This is a genomic window from Pseudarthrobacter raffinosi (assembly GCF_023913735.1).
Classification (GTDB): Bacteria; Actinomycetota; Actinomycetes; order Actinomycetales; family Micrococcaceae; genus Arthrobacter; species Arthrobacter raffinosi.
Genome location: NZ_JAMXBH010000001.1, coordinates 136,270 through 155,163, shown reverse-complemented (window position 1 = coordinate 155,163; position 18,894 = coordinate 136,270). Strand labels below are relative to the sequence as shown.

At 64.2% G+C, this 18,894-nt stretch carries 19 protein-coding genes; 2 read left to right on the top strand and 17 right to left on the bottom strand.

Features of this window, described 5'->3' with window-relative positions:
* Window positions 1–17: 17 nt before the first annotated feature.
* From NG698_RS00705 to NG698_RS00625, 17 genes are all read right to left on the bottom strand, one after another.
* The gene (locus tag NG698_RS00705; protein WP_252607799.1) at window positions 18–683 is read right to left on the bottom strand and encodes an FtsB family cell division protein; all 666 of its coding nucleotides are present in this window, start codon (window positions 681–683) and stop codon (window positions 18–20) included.
* 134 nt (window positions 684–817) lie between these two features.
* Window positions 818–2,098: a phosphopyruvate hydratase gene (gene eno, locus NG698_RS00700; protein WP_056343550.1), complete on the bottom strand. Its 1,281-nt coding sequence runs from the start codon at window positions 2,096–2,098 to the stop codon at window positions 818–820.
* A 132-nt stretch (window positions 2,099–2,230) separates the two neighbouring features.
* On the bottom strand, window positions 2,231–2,809 hold the full coding sequence (locus tag NG698_RS00695) for a MazG nucleotide pyrophosphohydrolase domain-containing protein (RefSeq protein ID WP_252602444.1): 579 nt from the start codon (window positions 2,807–2,809) through the stop codon (window positions 2,231–2,233).
* A gap of 61 nt (window positions 2,810–2,870) precedes the next feature.
* A complete protein-coding gene (locus NG698_RS00690; protein WP_252602415.1) occupies window positions 2,871–4,022 on the bottom strand; it encodes an adenosine deaminase in 1,152 nt (383 codons plus the stop codon).
* Between the two features lie 39 nt (window positions 4,023–4,061).
* A complete protein-coding gene (locus NG698_RS00685; RefSeq protein WP_252602417.1) occupies window positions 4,062–4,790 on the bottom strand; it encodes a DedA family protein in 729 nt (242 codons plus the stop codon).
* A 105-nt stretch (window positions 4,791–4,895) separates the two neighbouring features.
* Window positions 4,896–5,525 carry a DedA family protein gene (locus NG698_RS00680; RefSeq protein WP_252607798.1) on the bottom strand — a complete coding sequence of 210 codons (630 nt, stop codon included), beginning with the start codon at window positions 5,523–5,525 and terminating at the stop codon, window positions 4,896–4,898.
* A gap of 5 nt (window positions 5,526–5,530) precedes the next feature.
* Window positions 5,531–6,844: a thymidine phosphorylase gene (locus tag NG698_RS00675; protein WP_252607797.1), complete on the bottom strand. Its 1,314-nt coding sequence runs from the start codon at window positions 6,842–6,844 to the stop codon at window positions 5,531–5,533.
* Window positions 6,841–7,266, bottom strand: a complete 426-nt coding sequence (locus NG698_RS00670; protein WP_374209955.1) for a cytidine deaminase — start codon at window positions 7,264–7,266, stop codon at window positions 6,841–6,843. The genes NG698_RS00675 and NG698_RS00670 overlap by 4 nt, the downstream gene beginning before the upstream one ends.
* Complete coding sequence (locus NG698_RS00665) at window positions 7,263–8,588, bottom strand: ABC transporter permease (protein ID WP_252607796.1); 1,326 nt, start codon at window positions 8,586–8,588, stop codon at window positions 7,263–7,265. The genes NG698_RS00670 and NG698_RS00665 overlap by 4 nt, the downstream gene beginning before the upstream one ends.
* Window positions 8,585–9,952 carry an ABC transporter permease gene (locus NG698_RS00660; protein ID WP_252607795.1) on the bottom strand — a complete coding sequence of 456 codons (1,368 nt, stop codon included), beginning with the start codon at window positions 9,950–9,952 and terminating at the stop codon, window positions 8,585–8,587. The genes NG698_RS00665 and NG698_RS00660 overlap by 4 nt, the downstream gene beginning before the upstream one ends.
* Window positions 9,945–11,582 (bottom strand): ABC transporter ATP-binding protein, encoded by a 1,638-nt coding sequence (locus NG698_RS00655; RefSeq protein WP_252602434.1) that lies wholly within the window; start codon window positions 11,580–11,582, stop codon window positions 9,945–9,947. The genes NG698_RS00660 and NG698_RS00655 overlap by 8 nt, the downstream gene beginning before the upstream one ends.
* Window positions 11,583–11,756: 174 nt before the next feature.
* Complete coding sequence (locus NG698_RS00650) at window positions 11,757–12,863, bottom strand: BMP family lipoprotein (RefSeq protein WP_445260430.1); 1,107 nt, start codon at window positions 12,861–12,863, stop codon at window positions 11,757–11,759.
* Window positions 12,864–13,161: 298 nt separating this feature from the next.
* The gene (locus NG698_RS00645) at window positions 13,162–14,184 is read right to left on the bottom strand and encodes an NADP-dependent oxidoreductase (protein WP_252602438.1); all 1,023 of its coding nucleotides are present in this window, start codon (window positions 14,182–14,184) and stop codon (window positions 13,162–13,164) included.
* Window positions 14,181–14,612 carry an organic hydroperoxide resistance protein gene (locus NG698_RS00640; RefSeq protein ID WP_252602440.1) on the bottom strand — a complete coding sequence of 144 codons (432 nt, stop codon included), beginning with the start codon at window positions 14,610–14,612 and terminating at the stop codon, window positions 14,181–14,183. The genes NG698_RS00645 and NG698_RS00640 overlap by 4 nt, the downstream gene beginning before the upstream one ends.
* Window positions 14,613–14,657: 45 nt before the next feature.
* Window positions 14,658–15,092 carry a MarR family winged helix-turn-helix transcriptional regulator gene (locus NG698_RS00635; RefSeq protein ID WP_252602441.1) on the bottom strand — a complete coding sequence of 145 codons (435 nt, stop codon included), beginning with the start codon at window positions 15,090–15,092 and terminating at the stop codon, window positions 14,658–14,660.
* A 178-nt stretch (window positions 15,093–15,270) separates the two neighbouring features.
* Complete coding sequence (locus NG698_RS00630; RefSeq protein ID WP_252603650.1) at window positions 15,271–16,470, bottom strand: amidohydrolase; 1,200 nt, start codon at window positions 16,468–16,470, stop codon at window positions 15,271–15,273.
* A gap of 87 nt (window positions 16,471–16,557) precedes the next feature.
* Complete coding sequence (locus NG698_RS00625; RefSeq protein ID WP_252603648.1) at window positions 16,558–17,691, bottom strand: mannose-1-phosphate guanylyltransferase; 1,134 nt, start codon at window positions 17,689–17,691, stop codon at window positions 16,558–16,560.
* 257 nt (window positions 17,692–17,948) lie between these two features.
* Between NG698_RS00625 and sdhC the strand changes: the two genes are divergently transcribed.
* Window positions 17,949–18,329: a succinate dehydrogenase, cytochrome b556 subunit gene (gene sdhC, locus NG698_RS00620; protein WP_082576094.1), complete on the top strand. Its 381-nt coding sequence runs from the start codon at window positions 17,949–17,951 to the stop codon at window positions 18,327–18,329.
* A 3-nt stretch (window positions 18,330–18,332) separates the two neighbouring features.
* Entirely contained in the window at window positions 18,333–18,809 is a 477-nt protein-coding gene (locus NG698_RS00615; RefSeq protein ID WP_252603645.1) for a succinate dehydrogenase hydrophobic membrane anchor subunit, read from the top strand.
* Window positions 18,810–18,894: the final 85 nt, after the last annotated feature.

Sequence of the window (18,894 nt, the reverse complement as noted above, 5' to 3'; positions counted from 1 at the left end):
ATCCTTCCTCTAGCTGTTCAGTCTGTGGCCGCACGCCTGATGGACTCCCACAGGGAATCCACCCACGGCAGATCGGCGGGGTCTTGTGCTGCTGTGGCGGTCAGGCTACTGCTTGTTCCGGCCGGCAGATCGCCACCGAAGACCCAGTAGCCGGATTCACCCGGCATAACCATGTTAATGCGGTCGCGGGCCTGCTGTTTCACGTAGTTCGGATCCTGCCACCGTGAGATCTGCTGCCGCAGGCCGTCCTGCTCGGCCTGGCGGGCGGCAATATCGGCGCTGAGGGCGGCGAGCTCCGCCCGTTTGTCGAAGAAGATCTTCACGGTGGGTGCCAGCATGATGGTGATGGCAATCATGACCACCGCCAGTGCCAGCATGCGGCCGGAGAACGCCTTGGCGGGCACCGGCTGGCTGTCATCCTGCGTGGTGTCAGGCGTCGGTTTCTTGCCCGCGGCGTTACCGCTGCGGCCGCTCCCCTGCCCTTTGCTTGCCGGGAGCCTGGTGTCCGATGCGGATGTTCCGGCGCTGAACGCCGGGCCGGTTTTGTCCTTGCTCCCGCCCTTTGCGCTGCTGGCTGTACCGCCAAAATCGGCGCGGATGACGCCGGCGTCTTCCGTGGCTGGGTCCGTGGTGGCCTGATGCCTCGAAGCGGCTTTGGGAACTTTGGGACGGCGGGTGGCCATGACACTCCTGAATCGTGCGGCCTGCCTCTGGCCGCAACTCTGCGCTTGATGCCGGCTCAATCAATGCCGGCTAAACAAAAACCGGTGACTATGGTCTTTCAACCATAGCCACCGGTCAGAGGTTTACGCGGCTACTAGCCCTTGAAACGCGGGAAAGCGCTGCGGCCGGCGTAGCGTGCGGCGTCGTCGAGTTCTTCTTCGATGCGCAGGAGCTGGTTGTACTTGGCAACGCGCTCCGAGCGTGCCGGGGCACCGGTTTTGATCTGGCCGGCGTTGGTGGCCACCGAGATGTCGGCGATGGTGGTGTCCTCGGTCTCGCCGGAGCGGTGCGAGGTGATGGTGGTGTAACCGGCGCGCTGGGCCAGGCTGACGGCGTCCAGCGTTTCGGTCAGTGAACCGATCTGGTTGACCTTGACCAGCAGCGAGTTGGCGGTCTTGGTGTCGATGCCGCGCTGCAGGATGGCCGGGTTGGTGACGAAAAGGTCATCGCCGACGAGCTGGACCTTGTCACCAATGCTGTCGGTGAGGGTCTTCCAGCCGTCCCAGTCGTTCTCGTCCAGGGGATCCTCGATGGAAACCAGCGGGTAGTCGGCCACGAGCTCGGCGTAGTAGGCGCTCATCTCGGTGGCGGACAGTGCCTTGCCCTCGAACTGGTAGGCGCCGTCCTTGAAGAACTCGGAGGAGGCGACGTCCAGTGCCAGTGCGATGTCCTTGCCCGGGGTGTAGCCGGCGTTCGTGATGGCTTCCTGGATCAGGTCCAGCGCAGCACGGTTGGACGGCAGGTTAGGCGCGAAGCCGCCTTCGTCACCCAGGCCGGTGGACAGGCCCTTGGCCTGCAGGACGGACTTGAGGTTGTGGTAGACCTCGACGCCCCAGCGGAGGCCCTCGGAGAAGGTCTCGGCGCCGATCGGGACGATCATGAATTCCTGGATGTCCACGTCGGAGTCGGCGTGCGAGCCACCGTTGAGGATGTTCATCAGCGGAACCGGCAGGACGTGCGCGTTGGGGCCGCCCAGGTACTTGTACAGCGGCAGGTCTGCTGAGGCGGCAGCGGCGTTGGCAACGGCCAGCGAAACGCCCAGGATGGCGTTGGCGCCGAGCTTGGCCTTGTTGGGCGTGCCGTCCAGGTCAATCATGGCCTGATCGATGCTGCGCTGGTCGGTGGCGTCGAAGCCGGTCAGTGCCGGAGCGATCTGGTCGATGACAGCGTCAACGGCCTTCTGGACACCCTTGCCGAGGTAACGTCCCTTGTCTCCGTCACGGAGCTCAACAGCCTCGTGCTCACCGGTGGAGGCACCGGAGGGTACTGCCGCGCGGCCGATCTGGCCATCGGAGAGCAGTACTTCAACTTCTACGGTCGGGTTTCCGCGGGAATCGAGGATTTCGCGGGCGTGGATGGCATCGATAAGCGCCATGGATGTGCTCCTTATGGGCGATTTTGGGGGAACGAACAGCTGGAAAAAGCGTTAAATCTGGGACGTCCTCGTCAGGGACCAAGCCTAGTCGAGAGTGGTGCAGGTTACGGAACCCTATCCATCACCCGGACGTCATGATGGCGACGCGAACTGGCGCCGAATGGCGCCCCGGAGGGCCCGTTCGGCGTCGAATCCCTTGGCACGGGCAGAGCCGACGACGGCGAGCAGCAGGTCGCCGAGCTCCTCCTCCGTCGTTGCGGTTTCGACTTCCGGGGTTTCCGCAAGCTCAACCACAGTTCCGGCCCGCTCGGCCCGGTCAAGGAACTTCTGCGCCTTCGCCAGGGCCGGCAGCGCGTCCGGGATCCCTTCAAAGGGCCCCGTTCGCTCCGGACGTTCCGCAGTCTTCACGGCGTCCCACTTCCGGACAATCTCGGCCACCGAGGCAGGGAAGGTGTCCTGCAGCGTGCCGTCAGGCCGGAAGACATGGGGATTGCGGCGGACCATTTTGGCACTCAGCCCGCGGGCGACGTCGTCGAACGTGAACGTGCCGCACTCCTCGGCGAGCCGGGCGTGCAGCACTACCTGAAGCAGCACATCGCCCAGTTCGCCGCGAAGCTCGGCGTCATCCGCGCCGGTCTCGATGGTCTCGGCAACCTCAAAGGCCTCCTCTAGGAGGTACTCCACCAGCGAGGCATGAGTGAGGGCGCCCATCCACGGGCAGTGCTCCCGCAGCTGGGCTACGACAGCGACCAGCCTGTCGATGGGAGCCTGCTCAGCCAAGGTTGTCGTAGGCGTCGTTGATGTACTCCACCAACGCTTCCTTCTCTTCAAGCGGCAGGAAGGAGGCCTCGGCAGCGTTCAGCGTGAGCTCCAGCAGATCGTCGAGGTCGTAGTCGAAGGTTTCCACGAGGAGTTCGAACTCGTCCGTCAGGGTGACGCCGCTCATCAGCCGGTTGTCGGTGTTGATGGTGACGTTGAAGCCCAGCTGGTACAGCATGTCCAGCGGGTGGCTCTCGATGCCCTCGCCGAAACCGGCGATCGCTCCGGTCTGGAGGTTCGATGACGGGCAGATCTCCAGGGCGATGCCGCGGTCGCGGATCCAGCTGGACAGGTCGCCCAAGGTGACCAGGCCGATGCTGTCCTCGTCGCTCACCGTGCTGTCGTCGTCTTCGTCGTCGAACTCCACCATGATGTCCTCGGCGATGCGGACGCCGTGGCCCAAGCGCAGTGCCCGGCCGTCAACGAGGGCGGACTGGATGCTTTCGAGTCCGGCGGCCTCGCCGGCGTGTACCGTCGCGGGGAAGTTGTGCTGGGCGAGGTACGTGAAGGCGTCCTTGAACCGGGACGGGAGGAAGCCGTCTTCAGCCCCGGCGATGTCAAAGCCCACAGCGCCCTTGTTGCGGTGGCGGACAGCCAGTTCCGCGATTTCCTGGCCACGGTCTGCGTGGCGCATGGCGGTGATCAGCTGACCCACCTGGATTTCGCGGCCGCTTTCGGTCACGGCGTCCACGCCGGCTTCGAGGCCATCCTGGACTGCTTCAACAACCTCGTCCAGGGACAGGCCCTTCTGGAGGTGCTGCTCCGGTGCCCAGCGCACTTCGCCGTACACCACGCCGTCGTCCGCGAGGTCCTCCACGAATTCCTTGGCGACGCGGATGAGGCCTTCCTTGGTCTGCATCACGGCGACTGTGTGGTCGAACGTCTCCAGGTAGCGGACCAGCGAGCCGGAGTCCGCGGACTCGCGGAACCACTCGCCCAGGGCCACCGGATCGGTAGAGGGCAACGTGTGGCCAACGGCCTCGGCCAGTTCGATGATGGTGGCTGGACGGAGACCACCGTCCAGGTGGTCGTGGAGCGAAACCTTAGGCAGGCTCTTCAGGTCGAAATCGATGGCAGGGGCAGCGTCAACAATAGGCTCAGTCACCTTCCAACCTTAGGGTCGGGAAGCGGCTTATGCCAGCCGCTACTGTCCGCGCTGCTCAGCCTCAGCCGGGGAGGACGCCAGCAGCGGCGAAGCCGCGGTGTGCGCGGGCAGGGCACCTTCCGGGCCGCCGTCGAGCCATTCATCCACAGTTTCGGCGTCATTGCGGGCCAGGTGCTTGTGCCACCAGCGCAGGAGGTGGTCGATCAGGATGCCCAGCACGATCGCGAACACCACGGCAATGCCTGCGCTGAGCAGCGGGTTGTGGTGGAGCCAGGGGAACGAACTGGCCAGGATCCCGATGCCGATGGAGTACCCCACCCACGTGATGCAGGCGAAGGCATCCAGCAGGAAGAACCGGCGGTGCGCGAAGCCGGTACTGCCGGCCACATAGTTGACCGCCACCCGGCCCCAGGGAATATAGCGCGCCGTGAAGATCAGGACGGCGCCGCGTTTTTCGAGTTCATACCGTGCCCAGCCGAAGGCCTTCTGCACTTTGGGACGCCGCATCCACTTCCAGCGGTTGAGGCCGATCCTGCGGCCGAGCATAAAGGCCATGTTGTCACCGGCGATGGCACCGACCAGAGCTGTCGCGCCCAGGATCCAGAGATTCGGTTCACCGCTGTGCCGGGAAAACGCGGCCAACGCCACAATCAGCGTCTCACTGGGGACCACCATGGCAAAGCCGTCGATGAAGAAGAACACCAGAAGGACCGGGTAAATCCACCATTGGCCCGCTGCATGGAGCACGGCCTCATTAATAAACTCCACGCGGGTCTTGCTCCTAGACGAAATGATGCAGCCGGAAGTGACGTAAGTCGCTCTTCAGTGTCCCATGCCCGGGACCCTGCCCGCTACGCACGGACGCCGCAAACCCTAGGGTTCCGGATCCTTCAGGCGCTCCACCACAGGAACCTTTCCCCGGATGCGGTTAATGATCAGATCCACCACGATTCCAAGGCCCACGGCGCAGACGATTGCGATGGCCGCGCCGAGCAGATGGTTGTTCTCGAACCACTGGCCGAAGAACAACCCGATACCCACCGAGTAGGAGGCCCAGAGCGTGGCGGAAAGGACCGTCAGGCCGACGAAACGCAAGTGGTGATAGTGGGTCACGCCCGCGGTGAGGTTAACGGCAACCCTTCCGATAGGGATGAACCGCGCCACCAGGATGAGCGACGCCGGCCGCTTCCTCAGCTCGTCTCCTGCCCATCGGAAGGCACTTTGCATCCGCGGTCCGCGCATCCAGTGCCAGCGCCGGGTACCCACCCGGCGGCCAATGACATACGCGATGTTGTCGCCTGAGAAGGCGCCCAGGCCCGCGACGGCCATCAGCAGCCAGGGATTGGGGACGTCCGCGGTGGCGGCCACTGCGGCCAGCCCCACCACCACGGATTCACTGGGGATAGGCGGGAAAAACCCGTCGATCAGGCAGCAGGCCAGCACAAGGAGGAGCACCCACGGCTGCCCGGCGGCGGCAAGGATGAATTCATTGATGGCCTGCATTGTCCCTATGCTATTCGGTCGATGATGAGCTGCTGGGCCGGGCGCGACCCTTCCGGGGCAACCGTGACGGCGTGTTCAAGAGATTCCTTGGCGCGTGCGAACTTTTCCGGCGTGTCCGTGAGCAGCGTCATCAGCGGCTCGCCGGCACGGACCGTGGCACCAGGCTTTGCATGCATGCGGATCCCTGCACCGGCCTGGACGGCGTCTTCCTTGCGGGCACGTCCCGCGCCGAGGCGCCACGCCGCAACGCCCACTGCCAAGGCATCGAGCCCTACCAGGACACCGTCGGCCGGGGCGTAGATGACCTCGGATTCCTTGGCGACCGGCAGCTTGGCGCGCGGATCTCCGCCCTGCGCTTCGATCATCCGGTTCCAGACGTCCATGGCCCGGCCGTCCTTCAACGCGGCGCGCGGATCGGCGTCGTGTACGCCAGCGCAGGCCAGCATTTCTTCGGCCAGCCGGACGGTGAGTTCGACGACGTCTTCCGGGCCGCCGCCGGCCAGGACCTCCACGGATTCCTCCACTTCGATCGCGTTGCCTGCGGTGAGGCCGAGCGGGGTGTTCATGTTGGTCAGCAGCGCCACGGTGTTCACTCCCGCGTCCTTGCCGAGGGCCACCATGGTTTCGGCCAGTTCGCGTGCCCGGACCTCGTCCTTCATAAAGGCTCCACTACCCACCTTCACGTCCAGGACCAGGGACCCCGTGCCTTCGGCGATCTTCTTGCTCATGATCGAGGAGGCGATCAGCGGGATCGCCTCGACCGTGCCGGTGACGTCCCGCAGTGCGTAGAGCTTCCTGTCCGCCGGCGCCAGCCCCGCCCCTGCAGCGCAGATCACGGCGCCCACGTCCTGAAGCTGCGCCATCATTTCGTCGTTGCTCAGGGCCGCCCGCCAGCCGGGGATCGATTCCAGCTTGTCCAGGGTGCCGCCGGTGTGGCCCAGCCCGCGGCCGGACAGCTGCGGCACGGCCACGCCGAACACTGCCACCAGCGGTGCCAGCGGCAGCGTGATCTTGTCCCCCACTCCCCCGGTGGAATGCTTGTCGCTGGTAGCCTTCACACCGCCGTCGGGCCGCCGGAGGCCGCCGAAGTCCATCCGTTCGCCCGAGGCGATCATCGCCGCCGTCCAGCGCGAAATTTCGGCGCGGTCCATGCCGTTGAGCAGGATGGCCATGTTCAACGCGGCCATCTGTTCGTCGGCGATGACCCCGCGGGTGTACGCGTCAATGGTCCAGTCGATCTGCTCCGGGCTCAGGGCGCCCCGGTCCCGCTTGGTGCGGATGATGTCGACGGCGTCGAATGCCTCAGTTGCCTGTGTCACCTTGGATCCTCCAGGTTTTGGGGACCAAATGCGTCGGGCAGCACCTGGTCCATGGTTTTGATGCCTTGGGTGGTCATAAGCTCCATGTCAGGCGCGCGGAATTCATAGAGAAGCTGCCGGCAGCGGCCGCACGGCATCAGCACGTTGCCCGCAGCGTCTACGCAGTAGAAGGCGCGCAACAACCCGCCGCCGGTCATGTGCAGGTTTCCCACCAGGGCACATTCAGCACACAGGGAGAGCCCGTAGCTGGCGTTCTCCACGTTGCAGCCGCTGACCAGCCGCCCGTCCTCGGTGAAGGCCGCGGCCCCCACCGGGAACTTCGAATACGGGGTGTAGGCGTTTTTCATGGCGTCCACGGCCGCGGCCTCCAAGGCCTGCCAGTCGATGGGAAGCGAAACCCGATCCTGTTCCACGGCCGTCAACCCTTGACATACGGGATGCCGCTGGCTGCCGGTGGCCGGGACCTGCCCACCAGCCCGGCCACGGCCAGCACCGTCACCAGGTAGGGCAGCATGGCCATGAACTGGCTCGGCACCGGGGTTCCGATGATGGTCACAATGCTCTGCAGGTTGTCTGCAAAGCCGAACAGCAGGGCGGCGAAGAACGCGCCGATCGGGTTCCAGCGTCCGAAGATCAGCGCGGCGAGTGCGATGAAGCCTCGTCCGCCGGAGATCTCCTTCGTGAAGCTGTCGATCGCCACGAGCGTGAAGAACGAGCCACCGATTCCTGCAATGGCACCACCCAGGGTCACGTTCCAGAAGCGCGTGGCGTTGACCTTGATGCCCATCGTGTCGGCTGCCTGCGGGTGTTCACCCACAGCGCGGACCCGAAGGCCCCACTTGGTTTTGAACAGCCCAACCCAGACAACGATGACGGCGACGTACATCAGATAGCCAACCAGCGACTGCTTGAACAGGATGGGGCCGAGGATCGGGATTCCGGAGAGGATGGGAATCTGGACGATGTCCAGGCCGGGCGGTGAGTTGAACTTGGCTTTGTCCGCCTGCATAACAGTGCTGAACAGGAAGCCGGTGACGCCGGAAATCAGGACGTTGAGCACCACGCCGACGATGATTTGGTTGACCAGGTACTTGATGCTGAACACCGCAAGCACCATGGACACCGCCGCGCCGGCCACAGCGGCCGCAAGCAGGCCCACGAAGGGGTTCTGCGTAATGCTGGCCACGATTGCCGCGGTGAAGGCGCCGCCCAGGAGTTGGCCTTCGATGGCGATGTTGACTACCCCGACCCGCTCGCACAGCACGCCGGACAAAGAGCCGAACACCAGCGGGACGGCCAGGGTGACCGAACCGGCGATGAGTCCGGCCAGCGAAATGCTGGGCGTCCGGGCACCGCCCACCACCCAGATGAGGAAGGCTGCCACAAACAGCACCGTAAAAGTGACGGTCAGCCAGGCCGGAGTGGGCCGGGCCTTGGTCTTCAGATAGACGGCATAGGCCGCCAGCCCAAGCATCAGGACCGAGAGGACGATGCCGCCCGGCATTGCAGGAACCTCCAGCGTGGGCAGCTGGAAGAAATCCCCGCCGGTGGAAATTCCGAACCTTGCGGTCTGCGCTGATCCCATCAGGCCGAAGAAAACAAAAGCGACGAGTCCCAGCGCCGAGAGCAGGACGGGGGTTTTCCAGAGCCCAGGTTTGCCGGATGTTGGCTGGGCCTCGTCGGCCTGGGGCGATGTTCCGGGCGTTCCGCGTCCCGGCAGGGGCGATGTTGCTGTTGCGCTCATGCTGCGCCTCCGGTGGTTGCTGCCTGCTGGGATTTGCCGGCCTTGGCCGGCTTCTTGCGGCGGGGGTTCAGCCCGAAGACTGCCCGCACCAGCGGCGGGGCCGCGATAAAGAGGACAATCAGCGACTGGACCACCAGAACGATGTCGATGGGCGTTCCGGTCTGGATCTGCATCTGCACGGCACCGGCGCGGAAGGCGCCGAACAGCAGGCCGGCAGCGAAGGTGCCCCACGGCGTCGAACGTCCCAGCAGCGCCACCGTGATGGCGTCAAACCCGTACGTTGCAGCGACGCCGTCTGTCAGGACCTTTTCCGTGCCCGCCACCTGGGCCACTCCGGACATTCCGGCGAGTGCGCCGGCTATTGCCATGACCAGGATGGTGGATCGCGAGACGTTGATGCCGGCGGTCAGCGAGGCCTTGGGGTTGGCCCCGACTGCCCGGAATTCAAAGCCGACGGTGGAGCGGTTCAGCAGCCACCACACCAGGACGGTGGCCGCGATGGCCAGGACAAAGCCAAGGTGCAGGCGGTACTGCGAGCCGAAAATCTGGGGGTAGATCGCGGTGGGATCCAGGATGGGCGAGATCGGGTTCGACTCCCCCGGGCGCTGGAACGCCGGCGTGTTCAGCAGGTACCGCAGGAAGTAAAGGGCGATGTAGTTGAACATGATGGTCACGATGACTTCGTGGGCACCTGTCCTGGCTTTGAGAAGGCCAACCAGGCCACCCCAGAGAGCGCCGCCCATGATGCCCGCAACCAGCACCAGCAACAGGTGCAGGCCCAGGGGAAGGTGCAGGGCAAAACCAACCCAGGCCGCCAGGATGCCTGCCATGATGATCTGGCCCTGGGCACCAATGTTGAACAGGCCTGCCCGGAACGCGAGGGCAACGCCCAGGCCAGCCGTGATGAGCGGTGTGGCGATGGTGAGAGTCTCCATCATGGGTGCGAACCGGGCGGCCAGGCTGGAACCCCTCGGGTTGAAGACGGACCCCTGGAACAACGCCACATAGGACCGGGTGGCAGCGTCCCAGACCGCGGAAAGGAAATCGGTGGGCCGGGCGAAAATGTACGACGACGTGGCACCGACGCGTTCGTCCGTGGCGGCAATGAGCAGTCCGCCGATCACGAGTGCCAGCAGCACCGCCAGGACTGAGACCATGCCGCTGCCGGTGAAGATCTTCCGGAGCAGCGTGTCCGGCCCGCCGGGCAGCTTTCCGCTTTGGGCACTGGCTGGTAAGGCTGAAGGGCTGATGGTGCCGCCGGCCGTGTCCACGGCCACCCCTGCGGCGGTTTCGTCCGCCGCCGGGGTCGGCTGGTGCGGTTTCGGGTGCTGGTCAGCATGTTTAGGGGGATGCTTTTCAGACATGATCGCCTCCTTCGGGGCTGGAGGCTGCACGGCGTTCTGCGGTAGCGGCATCCTTCGTGTCGGCCGGGGGCGTTTCAGTGGCCGGTGTGTCAGCTTTCACCGGGCCGGCATGGTCTGCGCTGGCCGCGTCTTCCGCGGAGATCCCTGCCATCATCAGGCCCAGGACATCGCGTCCGGTGCCTGCGGGGACGATTCCCACAAGTTTGCCCTTGTAGAGCACGGCGATACGGTCGGCGAGTTCCATGACCTCATCCAGTTCGGTGGAGATGATCATGACCGGTGTGCCCTGGTCACGTTCGGACACGATCCGCTTGTGCAGGAACTCGATGGACCCGACGTCCACGCCGCGGGTGGGCTGGGAGGCGATAAAGAGGCGCAGCGGCCGGGACAGTTCCCGCGCCATGACCACCTTTTGCTGGTTGCCGCCCGAGAGGGTGCCGGCGGCCAGCAGGCCCGAGGGCGTCCGGACATCGAACTCATCGATCCGCGATTTCGCGTTCTCCAGGACCTTTGCCGGGCTCATGCTGATGCCCTTGGCAAACGGTGGCTGATCGTAACGGTCAAGGATCAGGTTTTCGGCGATCGAGAACGTGCCGATCAGGCCATCGACAGACCTATCTTCCGGGACGAAGCCGACACCGGCGTTGAGGACGTCCTTCACGCTGCGGCCCACGAGCTCCACGTTGTCCAGGAGAATGGAGCCCTGCACGCGGTCCTGCAGCCCGAGGATGGCTTCGGTCAGTTCGGTCTGCCCGTTGCCTTGGACGCCCGCAACCGCCAGGATCTCTCCGCGCGCAATGTCGAAACTGATGCCGTCCACGGTGTGCTGACCGTTCGGAGCAATGACTGTGAGGTCCTTGACCTGGAAAGTCTTCTCCTTGGGGCTGGCGGGGGCTTTGTCGAGCGTGAGGCTGACGGCGCGGCCCACCATCATGGAGGCCAGCTCTGCTGTGGAGTCACCAGGACTGGCCGAACCCACAACTTTGCCGCGGCGGATCACGGTGATGGTGTCCGAGACGGCTTTCACTTCACGCAGCTTGTGCGAGATGAAGACAATCGAGGTTCCGCTGGACTTGAGCTGGCGCATGATGTCCAGCAGTTCGTCCGTTTCCTGGGGCGTCAGCACTGCCGTGGGCTCATCCAGGATCAGTACCCTGGCGTCGCGGACCAGTGCCTTGATGATTTCCACACGCTGCTGGACACCCACGGGGAGGTCCTCCACCAGCGCGTCGGGATCGACGTCGAACCCGTAGCGGTCGGAAATCTGCTTGATCTTGCGGCGGGTGTCCTCCAGATTGAGGAAGCCGCCGGCCTTGGTGGTCTCGGCTCCAAGGGCCACGTTCTCCGCGACGGTGAAGACGGGGACCAGCATGAAGTGCTGGTGCACCATGCCGATCCCGGCGGCCATGGCGTCGCCGGGCCCGCGGAACGAAACCGGTTTGTCGTCGATGAGGATCTCGCCCTCGGAGGGCTCGTAGAGCCCATACAGCACATTCATCAGGGTGGACTTGCCGGCCCCGTTCTCGCCCAGCAGACAGTGGATCTGTCCGGGTTCAACCACCACGTCAATGTGGTCGTTGGCGAGCAGGGAGCCGAAGCGTTTGGTGATCCCTCTGAGTTCAAGTTTCAAAACTCTGACCAATCTCGAAGCGTCCGTACAGGAACCGGACGGGATAGGAGGCTGCAGCACCAGCCTAGTGCCTGCAGCCTCGGGTGGGCGGTAGCGCGGAGGCCTGCATTGCAACGCAAAGCGCCACCTCCGGGCAGTCGAAGACCATCCGGGGGCGGCGCTTGGCGAGGATGCCTATACCTTGGGACTTGCTGCTGACTCGACCTTCAGCTTGCCGTCGACGATGTCTTTCTTGAGCTGGTCCAGCTCGGACTTCAGATCGGCAGAGACCTGGGAGTCGAAGCTGTGGAACGGTGCCAGCTGGACGCCGTCGTTCGCCAATGTGCCCACGTAGGGCGTGTTGGTGAACTTGCCTTCCTTGTCTTCCTTCACTACGGTCTCAACGGCCTCGCCCATGAGCTTCATGACCGAGGACAGCATGATGTCCTTGTATTCCGGTGCAGTGAGGAAGCCATCGGAGTCCACCCAGATCATCTTGACGTCCTTGCCTGCCGCCTTCGCTTCGTTCAGGGCTGCGCCGGCGCCCTTGCCCACCGGACCGGCTACGGGCATCACGATGTCCGCGCCCTGGTCCAGGAAGTTCTGGGTGAGCTGCTTGCCAACGTCCTGCTTTTCGAAGTCACCGGTAAAGCTGCCGTCCTGTGAGGCTTTGTCCCAGCCAAGGACTTTGACGCTGGTGCCCTTCTTCTCGTTGTAGTACTTCACGCCGTCGGCATAGCCGTCCATGAAGATGGTGACCGTGGGGATCTTGATGCCGCCAAAGGTGGCCACGGTTCCGGTCTTGGTGGTGCCTGCAGCGAGGTAACCGGCCAGGAACGCAGCCTGGGAGGTGTCGTAGATGATGGGCTTGACGTTGCTGATGGGCGTGTCGTAGCCGAAGTCGATGATGGCGAAGTGGCTCTCCGGGTTTGCCGCGGCCTGGGTCTTCGTGGCGTCACCCAACAGGAAGCCGATGGTCAGGGTGAGGTCGCAGTTAGCGGCAACCATGGCACGGAGGTTTGGCTCATAGTCGTTGTTGGTCTTGGACTCGACCTGGTTGACCTTGATGCCCAGGTCCTTCTCAGCCTTCTTCAGTCCATCGTAGGAGGACTGGTTGAACGACTGGTCATCGAATCCGCCGGAGTCGGAAACGATGCAACCGGTGTAGTCTGTGGCCGTCGCGGTGGGGCTGCCGGCTTCGGGCGGCGCACCGCAACTGGTCAGCAGGAGTGCGGTAGCACCCATGGTGGCCACGCTAGCAACTGAACCGCGCTTGACGTGTGCACGCAGTGATGTCTTCAAGATTCCTCCAGGATGAAGAGAGAGGCGCTACGACGTGAATTCAATGAGTGTCTGTTTCAACCCTGAAATTCTGTTTTCACTGACGGTCCGCAGCACTGCGCCGAAGCGCTCTGATAGAACCAACATTAGTGGCCTGCAGCACATCCGCTACCACATTGGCGCCGGATCCCGAAGATTGTTGAGAATTTGTTACCAACCAGTAGAAGTCGTCTTGGCTGCGCCCCTCCTTTAAGCGCGAACGGACACTTGGGGCCCGCCCGGGAGGGGCCCCAAGTGTCCGTTCGCGCTGGTGGGGAGCTTAGAGGCGCACCAGCATCTTGCCGGTGTTCGCACCATCGAGCAGATCCATGAAGGCCTGGGGCGCATTCTCCAGTCCATCCACCACGGTCTCGTCATACTGGACTGAACCGTCCGCAAGCCAGGCTGACATCTTCCCGAAGAATTCAGCACTGTGCTGGCGCTGTCCGCCGACCAGGAACCCCCGCAGGATGAGCTGCTTGCCAATGGCAAGCGCGAGGTTCCGCGGTGACGGGGTGGGTTCGGTGGAGTTGTACTGGGCTATCGCGCCGCACATGGCAACGCGGCCGCCCACATTCAGGACCGCCAGGGCAGCTTCCAGGTGATCGCCGCCCACGTTGTCGAAATACACGTCAATGCCTGCGGGTCCTGCGGCCTGGACAAGCTGGTCCAGCACCGGCCCGTCGTTATAGTTAAACGCGGCGTCGAAGCCCAGTTCCAGGAGCCGGGCCACCTTCTCCGCGGTTCCCGCGCTGCCGATGACCCTGGAAGCGCCCATCGCCTTGGCGATCTGGCCCACAAGAGAGCCCACGGCACCCGCCGCACCTGACACGAACACCGCATCGCCGGGTTTGAACTCCGCCACTTTGAGCAGGCCGGCGTACGCCGTCAGGCCGGTCATGCCCAGCGCGCCAAGGAACGCCGACGCCGGCGCAAGGTCCGTGCGGGCAACCGAGGTTGAGTCTGCGTCCAGTACGGCGAATTCCCGCCAGCCCAGCTGATGGACGACGGCGTCCCCCACTTTCCGCCCTTCGGCCCTGGACGCGATGACCTCACCAATGGCGCCGCCGTCGAGCGCTGCATCCAGCGCGAACGGCGCCGAGTACGACTTGACGTCGTTCATACGGCCGCGCATGTAAGGGTCCACGGAGATGTAGAGGTTGCGGACCAGGATCTGGCCGTCCTGAAGCTCCGTCAGCGGTGACTCTGCCAGCCGGAAGTTCTCACTGACCGGACGCCCTACCGGACGTGAGGCCAGGCGGATTTCCCGGCTGGATGTTGGAAGTGCCGTTGTCAGGCTCATGCTGCGAACTCCAGGATCTTGATGTCCACCGTCATGTTTCCGCGGGTGGCGTTGGAATATGGGCAAATCTGATGCGCTTGGGCGACCAGGGACTCGGCCGTGGCGAGATCCAGGGCCGGAACAGCGATCTCCAGTTCAGCAGCGAGGCCATAGCCCACGCCGTCTGTCAGCGCGCCAAAGTGGATCTTGGCCGCGACGGCCGAGTCGGTCAGGTCTGCGCGCTCCTTGCGCCCTACGAGGCGGAGCGCGGAGTGGAAGCAGGCCGCGTAACCGGCGGCAAACAGCTGCTCCGGGTTGGTGCCCTGGCCGTCACCGCCCAGCTCCACAGGGCTGGCCAGGCAGACATCCAGCTTGCCGTCGTTGGTGCGTGCGTTGCCGTCCCGGCCTTCGCCGGAAGCGAGGGCCTCGGCAGTGTAGAGAGTCTTCATATGTGGTCCGTCCTGTTGGATGTGGATAACGGAAAATCTTGGCGCTCAGTGCGCGCGGTGAAGAGCTTCGGTGAGCCTTTCCAAGGTGGTGCGAAGCTGTTCCAGCTCCTCGGATGACAACCCGGCGGCGTCCGCAAGGTGCCGTGGAATCCCGCTGGCCTTGCTGCTGAGCGAGCGCCCGGTCGGCGTCAGGTGGACTGCAACACGGCGCTCATCTTCCCCGGACCGGCGGCGCTCCACGAGCCCCATGGCCTCAAGCCGCTTGAGCAGCGGCGACAGCGTGCCGGAGTCAAGGCCCAGTTCCTCGCCGAGCTCCTTGACGCCCTTCGGCTCCGATTCCCAGAGGACCAGCATCACCAGATATTGCGGGTACGTCAGGCCGAGGTCTTCCAAGACGGGGCGGTAGACCGCTGTTGCCGCGCGGGACGCGGAGTACAGCGCAAAACACACCTGGCGGTCGAGGCGGGGGGCTTCAGTCATACCTAAGACGGTAGTCCACAATTCAATTGTGCACAACTTACCGCGCCAAAGGGACGCGTGAACGAGCAGATAACACCCTCAAAACCGGGATTTGAGGGTGTTATCTGCCAGTTCGCGCCGGGGGTGGTGGTTAAGTGTCCGTTCGCGCCAGGGGTTTAGGTAGGTCGGGGGCGCGGGGCTAGAGGTCGCGGATGGTCCGGAGGGCAGCTGCCGTGAGGACCTGGATACCCAGGCCCAGGGCGCGTTCGTCCAGGATGTAGTCACCGCGGTGCAGGTCGTACTCTTCGCCGCCGGGGGTCTTGGTACCCAGGCGCATCATGGCGCCAGGCCGTTCAGCCAGGAACCAGGCGAAGTCCTCGCCGCCCATGGACTGCGGCGTCAGCACTACGGCGCCCTCGCCGATTTCAGCGCGGGCTGCGGCCTCGATCAGAGCCGTCTCGTCCTCGGAGTTCACCACCGGCGGCACTCCCCTGGTGTGCTCCAGGCGTACTTCGACACCGTAGGGCGCGGCCACCTGATGTACCACTTCGTCCAGGAGCTCGCCGGCGTCCTTCCAGGCATCGCGGTCCAGGCAGCGCATGGTCCCGGCCATGAAGCCCGTGCCGGGAATGGCGTTCGGCGCCGATCCGGCGGAGATATGGCCCCACACCACAGAGACACCGCTGCGCACGTCAACGCGGCGGGACAGCACAGCCGGAACATTCACGGCGATCTGTGCCAGGGCGAACACGAGGTCCTCCGTCAGGTGCGGACGGGAGGTATGGCCGCCGCGGCCGCTCAGCTCGATCCTGATGGTGTCCGAGGCGGAAGTGATGGCGCCGATGCGCGTGCCGATGCGTCCGACGTCGATCCTCGGGTCACAGTGCAGCGCAAGGATGCGCGGCACACCGTCCAGGACGCCCTGCTCAATGCAGGACAGAGCGCCGCCGGGCATGGTCTCCTCGGCAGGCTGGAAAATGATCCGGACCGAACCGCCCAGCGGGGACTCCTCGTGCATGCGCTGCAGGACCAGAGCGACGCCGAGCATGGCGGCGGTGTGTACGTCGTGGCCACAGGCATGCGTGACGCCATGGTTCTTCGAGGCAAACGGCAGCCCCGTTTCCTCGATGATGGGCAGGGCGTCAATGTCGCCCCGGAGCGCTGTGGCGATGGGCCCCTCGCCGATGTCGACGGTGAGGCCGGTGCCTTCAAGCCGCCGCGGAGCCAGTCCGGCGGCTTCGAGCCGCTCCAACAGCTTGTCTGTGGTGCGGAATTCCTTGAAGGAAAGCTCGGGGTGCGCGTGCAGATCTCGGCGGAAGTCGATCAGCTCCGGCAGGAGGGGTTCCAACCATGGCCGCACTAATGCGGTGGGCTCGGCTTCAGTAGTGTAATTACGCACTCATTTACTCTAGCGAGCGTCCACGGAATAGCGTCATCACGGCGGGCGCGTTACAGATTGTGCCGCGCCTGGACACTCCCGACCGGGTTACAGAACGTCGGTGTCGCCACTGGCCTTGAGCGCGTCAACGGCTCCCTTGACCCGCTGCGCGTGCTGCTTGGTGGTCACCAGGAGGGCATCGCCCGTGTCAACGATGACCACATCCTTGATGCCGATCAGGGCGATCACGCGCTTCGTGTCCGAAACCACCACACCGCTGGCGTTTTCGGTGAAAACCCGGGCGCCTTCACCGATAACGGTGACGTCATCGACTTCCCGCGCACTGTTGAGCCGGCCCACCGAAGCAAAGTCTCCGACGTCGTCCCATCCGAACGTGCCCGGCACAACGGCCACATCGCCGGCAGCGGCGGCAGGCTCGGCCACCGCATAGTCAATGGCGATTTTGGGCAACGTGGGCCAAACGCGGGCTGTGACGACATCACGTTCGGGAGTGTCCCAGGCTTGGGCGATCTCCTGCAGGCCCTTGAACAGCTCCGGCTGGTTGGCCTCAAGGTGCCTCAGCATCAGGGCAACGGGAGCCACGAACATTCCTGCGTTCCAGACATACTCACCGCTGTCCACATACTGCTGGGCAACTTCCTCGTCCGGCTTCTCTACGAACTCGACAACGGCCTGGGCGCTGGGCGCACCTTCGATGTTGAGTTCCGCGCCGGCGCGGATGTAACCGAAGCCGGTGGACGGGTGGGTCGGCTTGATGCCGATGGTCACGATCTTGCCGGCGGCGGCCGTGTGGATGGCTTCGCGGACGGCCTGCTGGAACAGGTGGTCAGGACTGATGACCTGGTCAGCGGCGAAGGAACCCATGATGGTGTCCGGGTCGCGCTGGTACAGGATGGCGGCAGCCAGGCCGATGGCGGCGCCGGAATCCTTGGGCTCGCTCTCCAGGACCAGGTCCGACTCCTGGACCTCGGGCAACTGCCGGCAGACGGCGGCCCGGTGTGCAGTGCCGGTCACCACGAGGACGCGCCTGCCTGCCAGCGGCTCGAGGCGGTCGTAGGTGGCGCGCAGCAAAGTGCTGCCGGACCCGGTGAGGTCATGGAGGAATTTGGGAGCTGCTGCCCGTGACAGGGGCCAGAGGCGAGTCCCCACTCCGCCTGCCGGAATGACCGCAATAAAGCGGTTCAGGGGTGAATCCGGGCTTGTCACTTTGTCTGTACTCATCACGGCTACTTTAGCTGACGAGCCGTGAACTGCCCCTTTCAGAACCCTCCGCCAACCCCCGCGGGCGCGCCATGATGTGGTGTTCGTCTCATCTGCAGGCAAAACGCAGGCATTGCGGGGTCACCAAGGAGTTCCTAAATTGAATAAGCTGTGAGCGAAGCCTAGATTTAGGCCTGAGCTACGAGTTGCTCTCGCAGCAGGCGTTCCCCCCGCGTGGATCTCATGCCAGCGCCGCTGTGTTGCAGGGAGGTTTATCAGTGCCGACAAAACCAGCTGGCACCTTGTACCGCGGCCGTGAAGGCATGTGGTCCTGGGTAGGACACCGGATTACCGGTGTAGTGATCTTTTTCTTCTTGTTGGTCCATGTGCTGGACACCTCATTGGTGCGTGTGTCCCCGGAGGCCTACACGGCTGTTATCGGTGCCTACAAGAACCCCCTTATGGCCCTGGGTGAAACGGGCCTGGTTGCCGCGATTGTCTTCCACGCCTTTAACGGCCTGCGGATCATCGCCGTCGACTTCTGGAAGAAGGGCGCCAAATACCAGCGCCAGATGCTGTGGACCGTCCTGGCCCTGTGGGTAGTTGTTATGGTCGGCTTCTCCATCCGCCACCTTTCCCTCGCACTTGGAGGTCACTGAGCCATGACTGCAACGATCGACAGCCCACGCAGTGGGAAAAACAGTAGCGGCAAGATCTCCCCCCAGTACCGCCGCACCGGCGCAAGCCGGGGCAACTTCGAAATGTTCGCCTGGCTGTTCATGCGCCTTTCCGGCGTAGTGCTGGTGGTGCTCATCTTCGGGCACCTCTTCGTGAACCTCCTGGTGGGCGAAGGCATCCAAGCCATCGACTTCGGCTTCGTCGCCGGCAAGTGGGCTGACCCGTTCTGGCAGATCTGGGACCTCGCCATGCTGTGGCTGGCCATGCTGCACGGCACCAACGGCGTACGCACCATCATCAACGACTACGCCGAGAAGGATTCCACCCGACTCTGGCTCAAGATCGTCCTCTACGCGGCCACCACCGTGATCATCGTCCTTGGCACCCTGGTGATCTTCACCTTCAACCCGTGCCCCGTGGTTGACGGCGTTCCGCTGCCCGGCGGATTCTGCCCCGCGTAGCCAGATCATCCGCTGCCCGCGGTGAGCCGCAGGCTGTATTTTGCGGTGCAGGCAACGCCCGCCCGTTGTTTTATAGCGAATTTTG

Bases quoted from the DNA above. Each gene is read 5' to 3' on its own strand.
- NG698_RS00705 (WP_252607799.1), bottom strand. From the start codon at position 683: ATGGCCACCCGCCGTCCCAAAGTTCCCAAAGCCGCTTCGAGGCATCAG.
- eno (WP_056343550.1), bottom strand. From the start codon at position 2,098: ATGGCGCTTATCGATGCCATCCACGCCCGCGAAATCCTCGATTCCCGC.
- NG698_RS00695 (WP_252602444.1), bottom strand. From the start codon at position 2,809: ATGGGCGCCCTCACTCATGCCTCGCTGGTGGAGTACCTCCTAGAGGAG.
- NG698_RS00680 (WP_252607798.1), bottom strand. From the start codon at position 5,525: ATGCAGGCCATCAATGAATTCATCCTTGCCGCCGCCGGGCAGCCGTGG.
- NG698_RS00665 (WP_252607796.1), bottom strand. From the start codon at position 8,588: ATGAGCGCAACAGCAACATCGCCCCTGCCGGGACGCGGAACGCCCGGA.
- NG698_RS00660 (WP_252607795.1), bottom strand. From the start codon at position 9,952: ATGTCTGAAAAGCATCCCCCTAAACATGCTGACCAGCACCCGAAACCG.
- NG698_RS00645 (WP_252602438.1), bottom strand. From the start codon at position 14,184: ATGAGCCTGACAACGGCACTTCCAACATCCAGCCGGGAAATCCGCCTG.
- NG698_RS00640 (WP_252602440.1), bottom strand. From the start codon at position 14,612: ATGAAGACTCTCTACACTGCCGAGGCCCTCGCTTCCGGCGAAGGCCGG.
- NG698_RS00635 (WP_252602441.1), bottom strand. From the start codon at position 15,092: ATGACTGAAGCCCCCCGCCTCGACCGCCAGGTGTGTTTTGCGCTGTAC.
- NG698_RS00625 (WP_252603648.1), bottom strand. From the start codon at position 17,691: ATGAGTACAGACAAAGTGACAAGCCCGGATTCACCCCTGAACCGCTTT.
- NG698_RS00615 (WP_252603645.1), top strand. From the start codon at position 18,333: ATGACTGCAACGATCGACAGCCCACGCAGTGGGAAAAACAGTAGCGGC.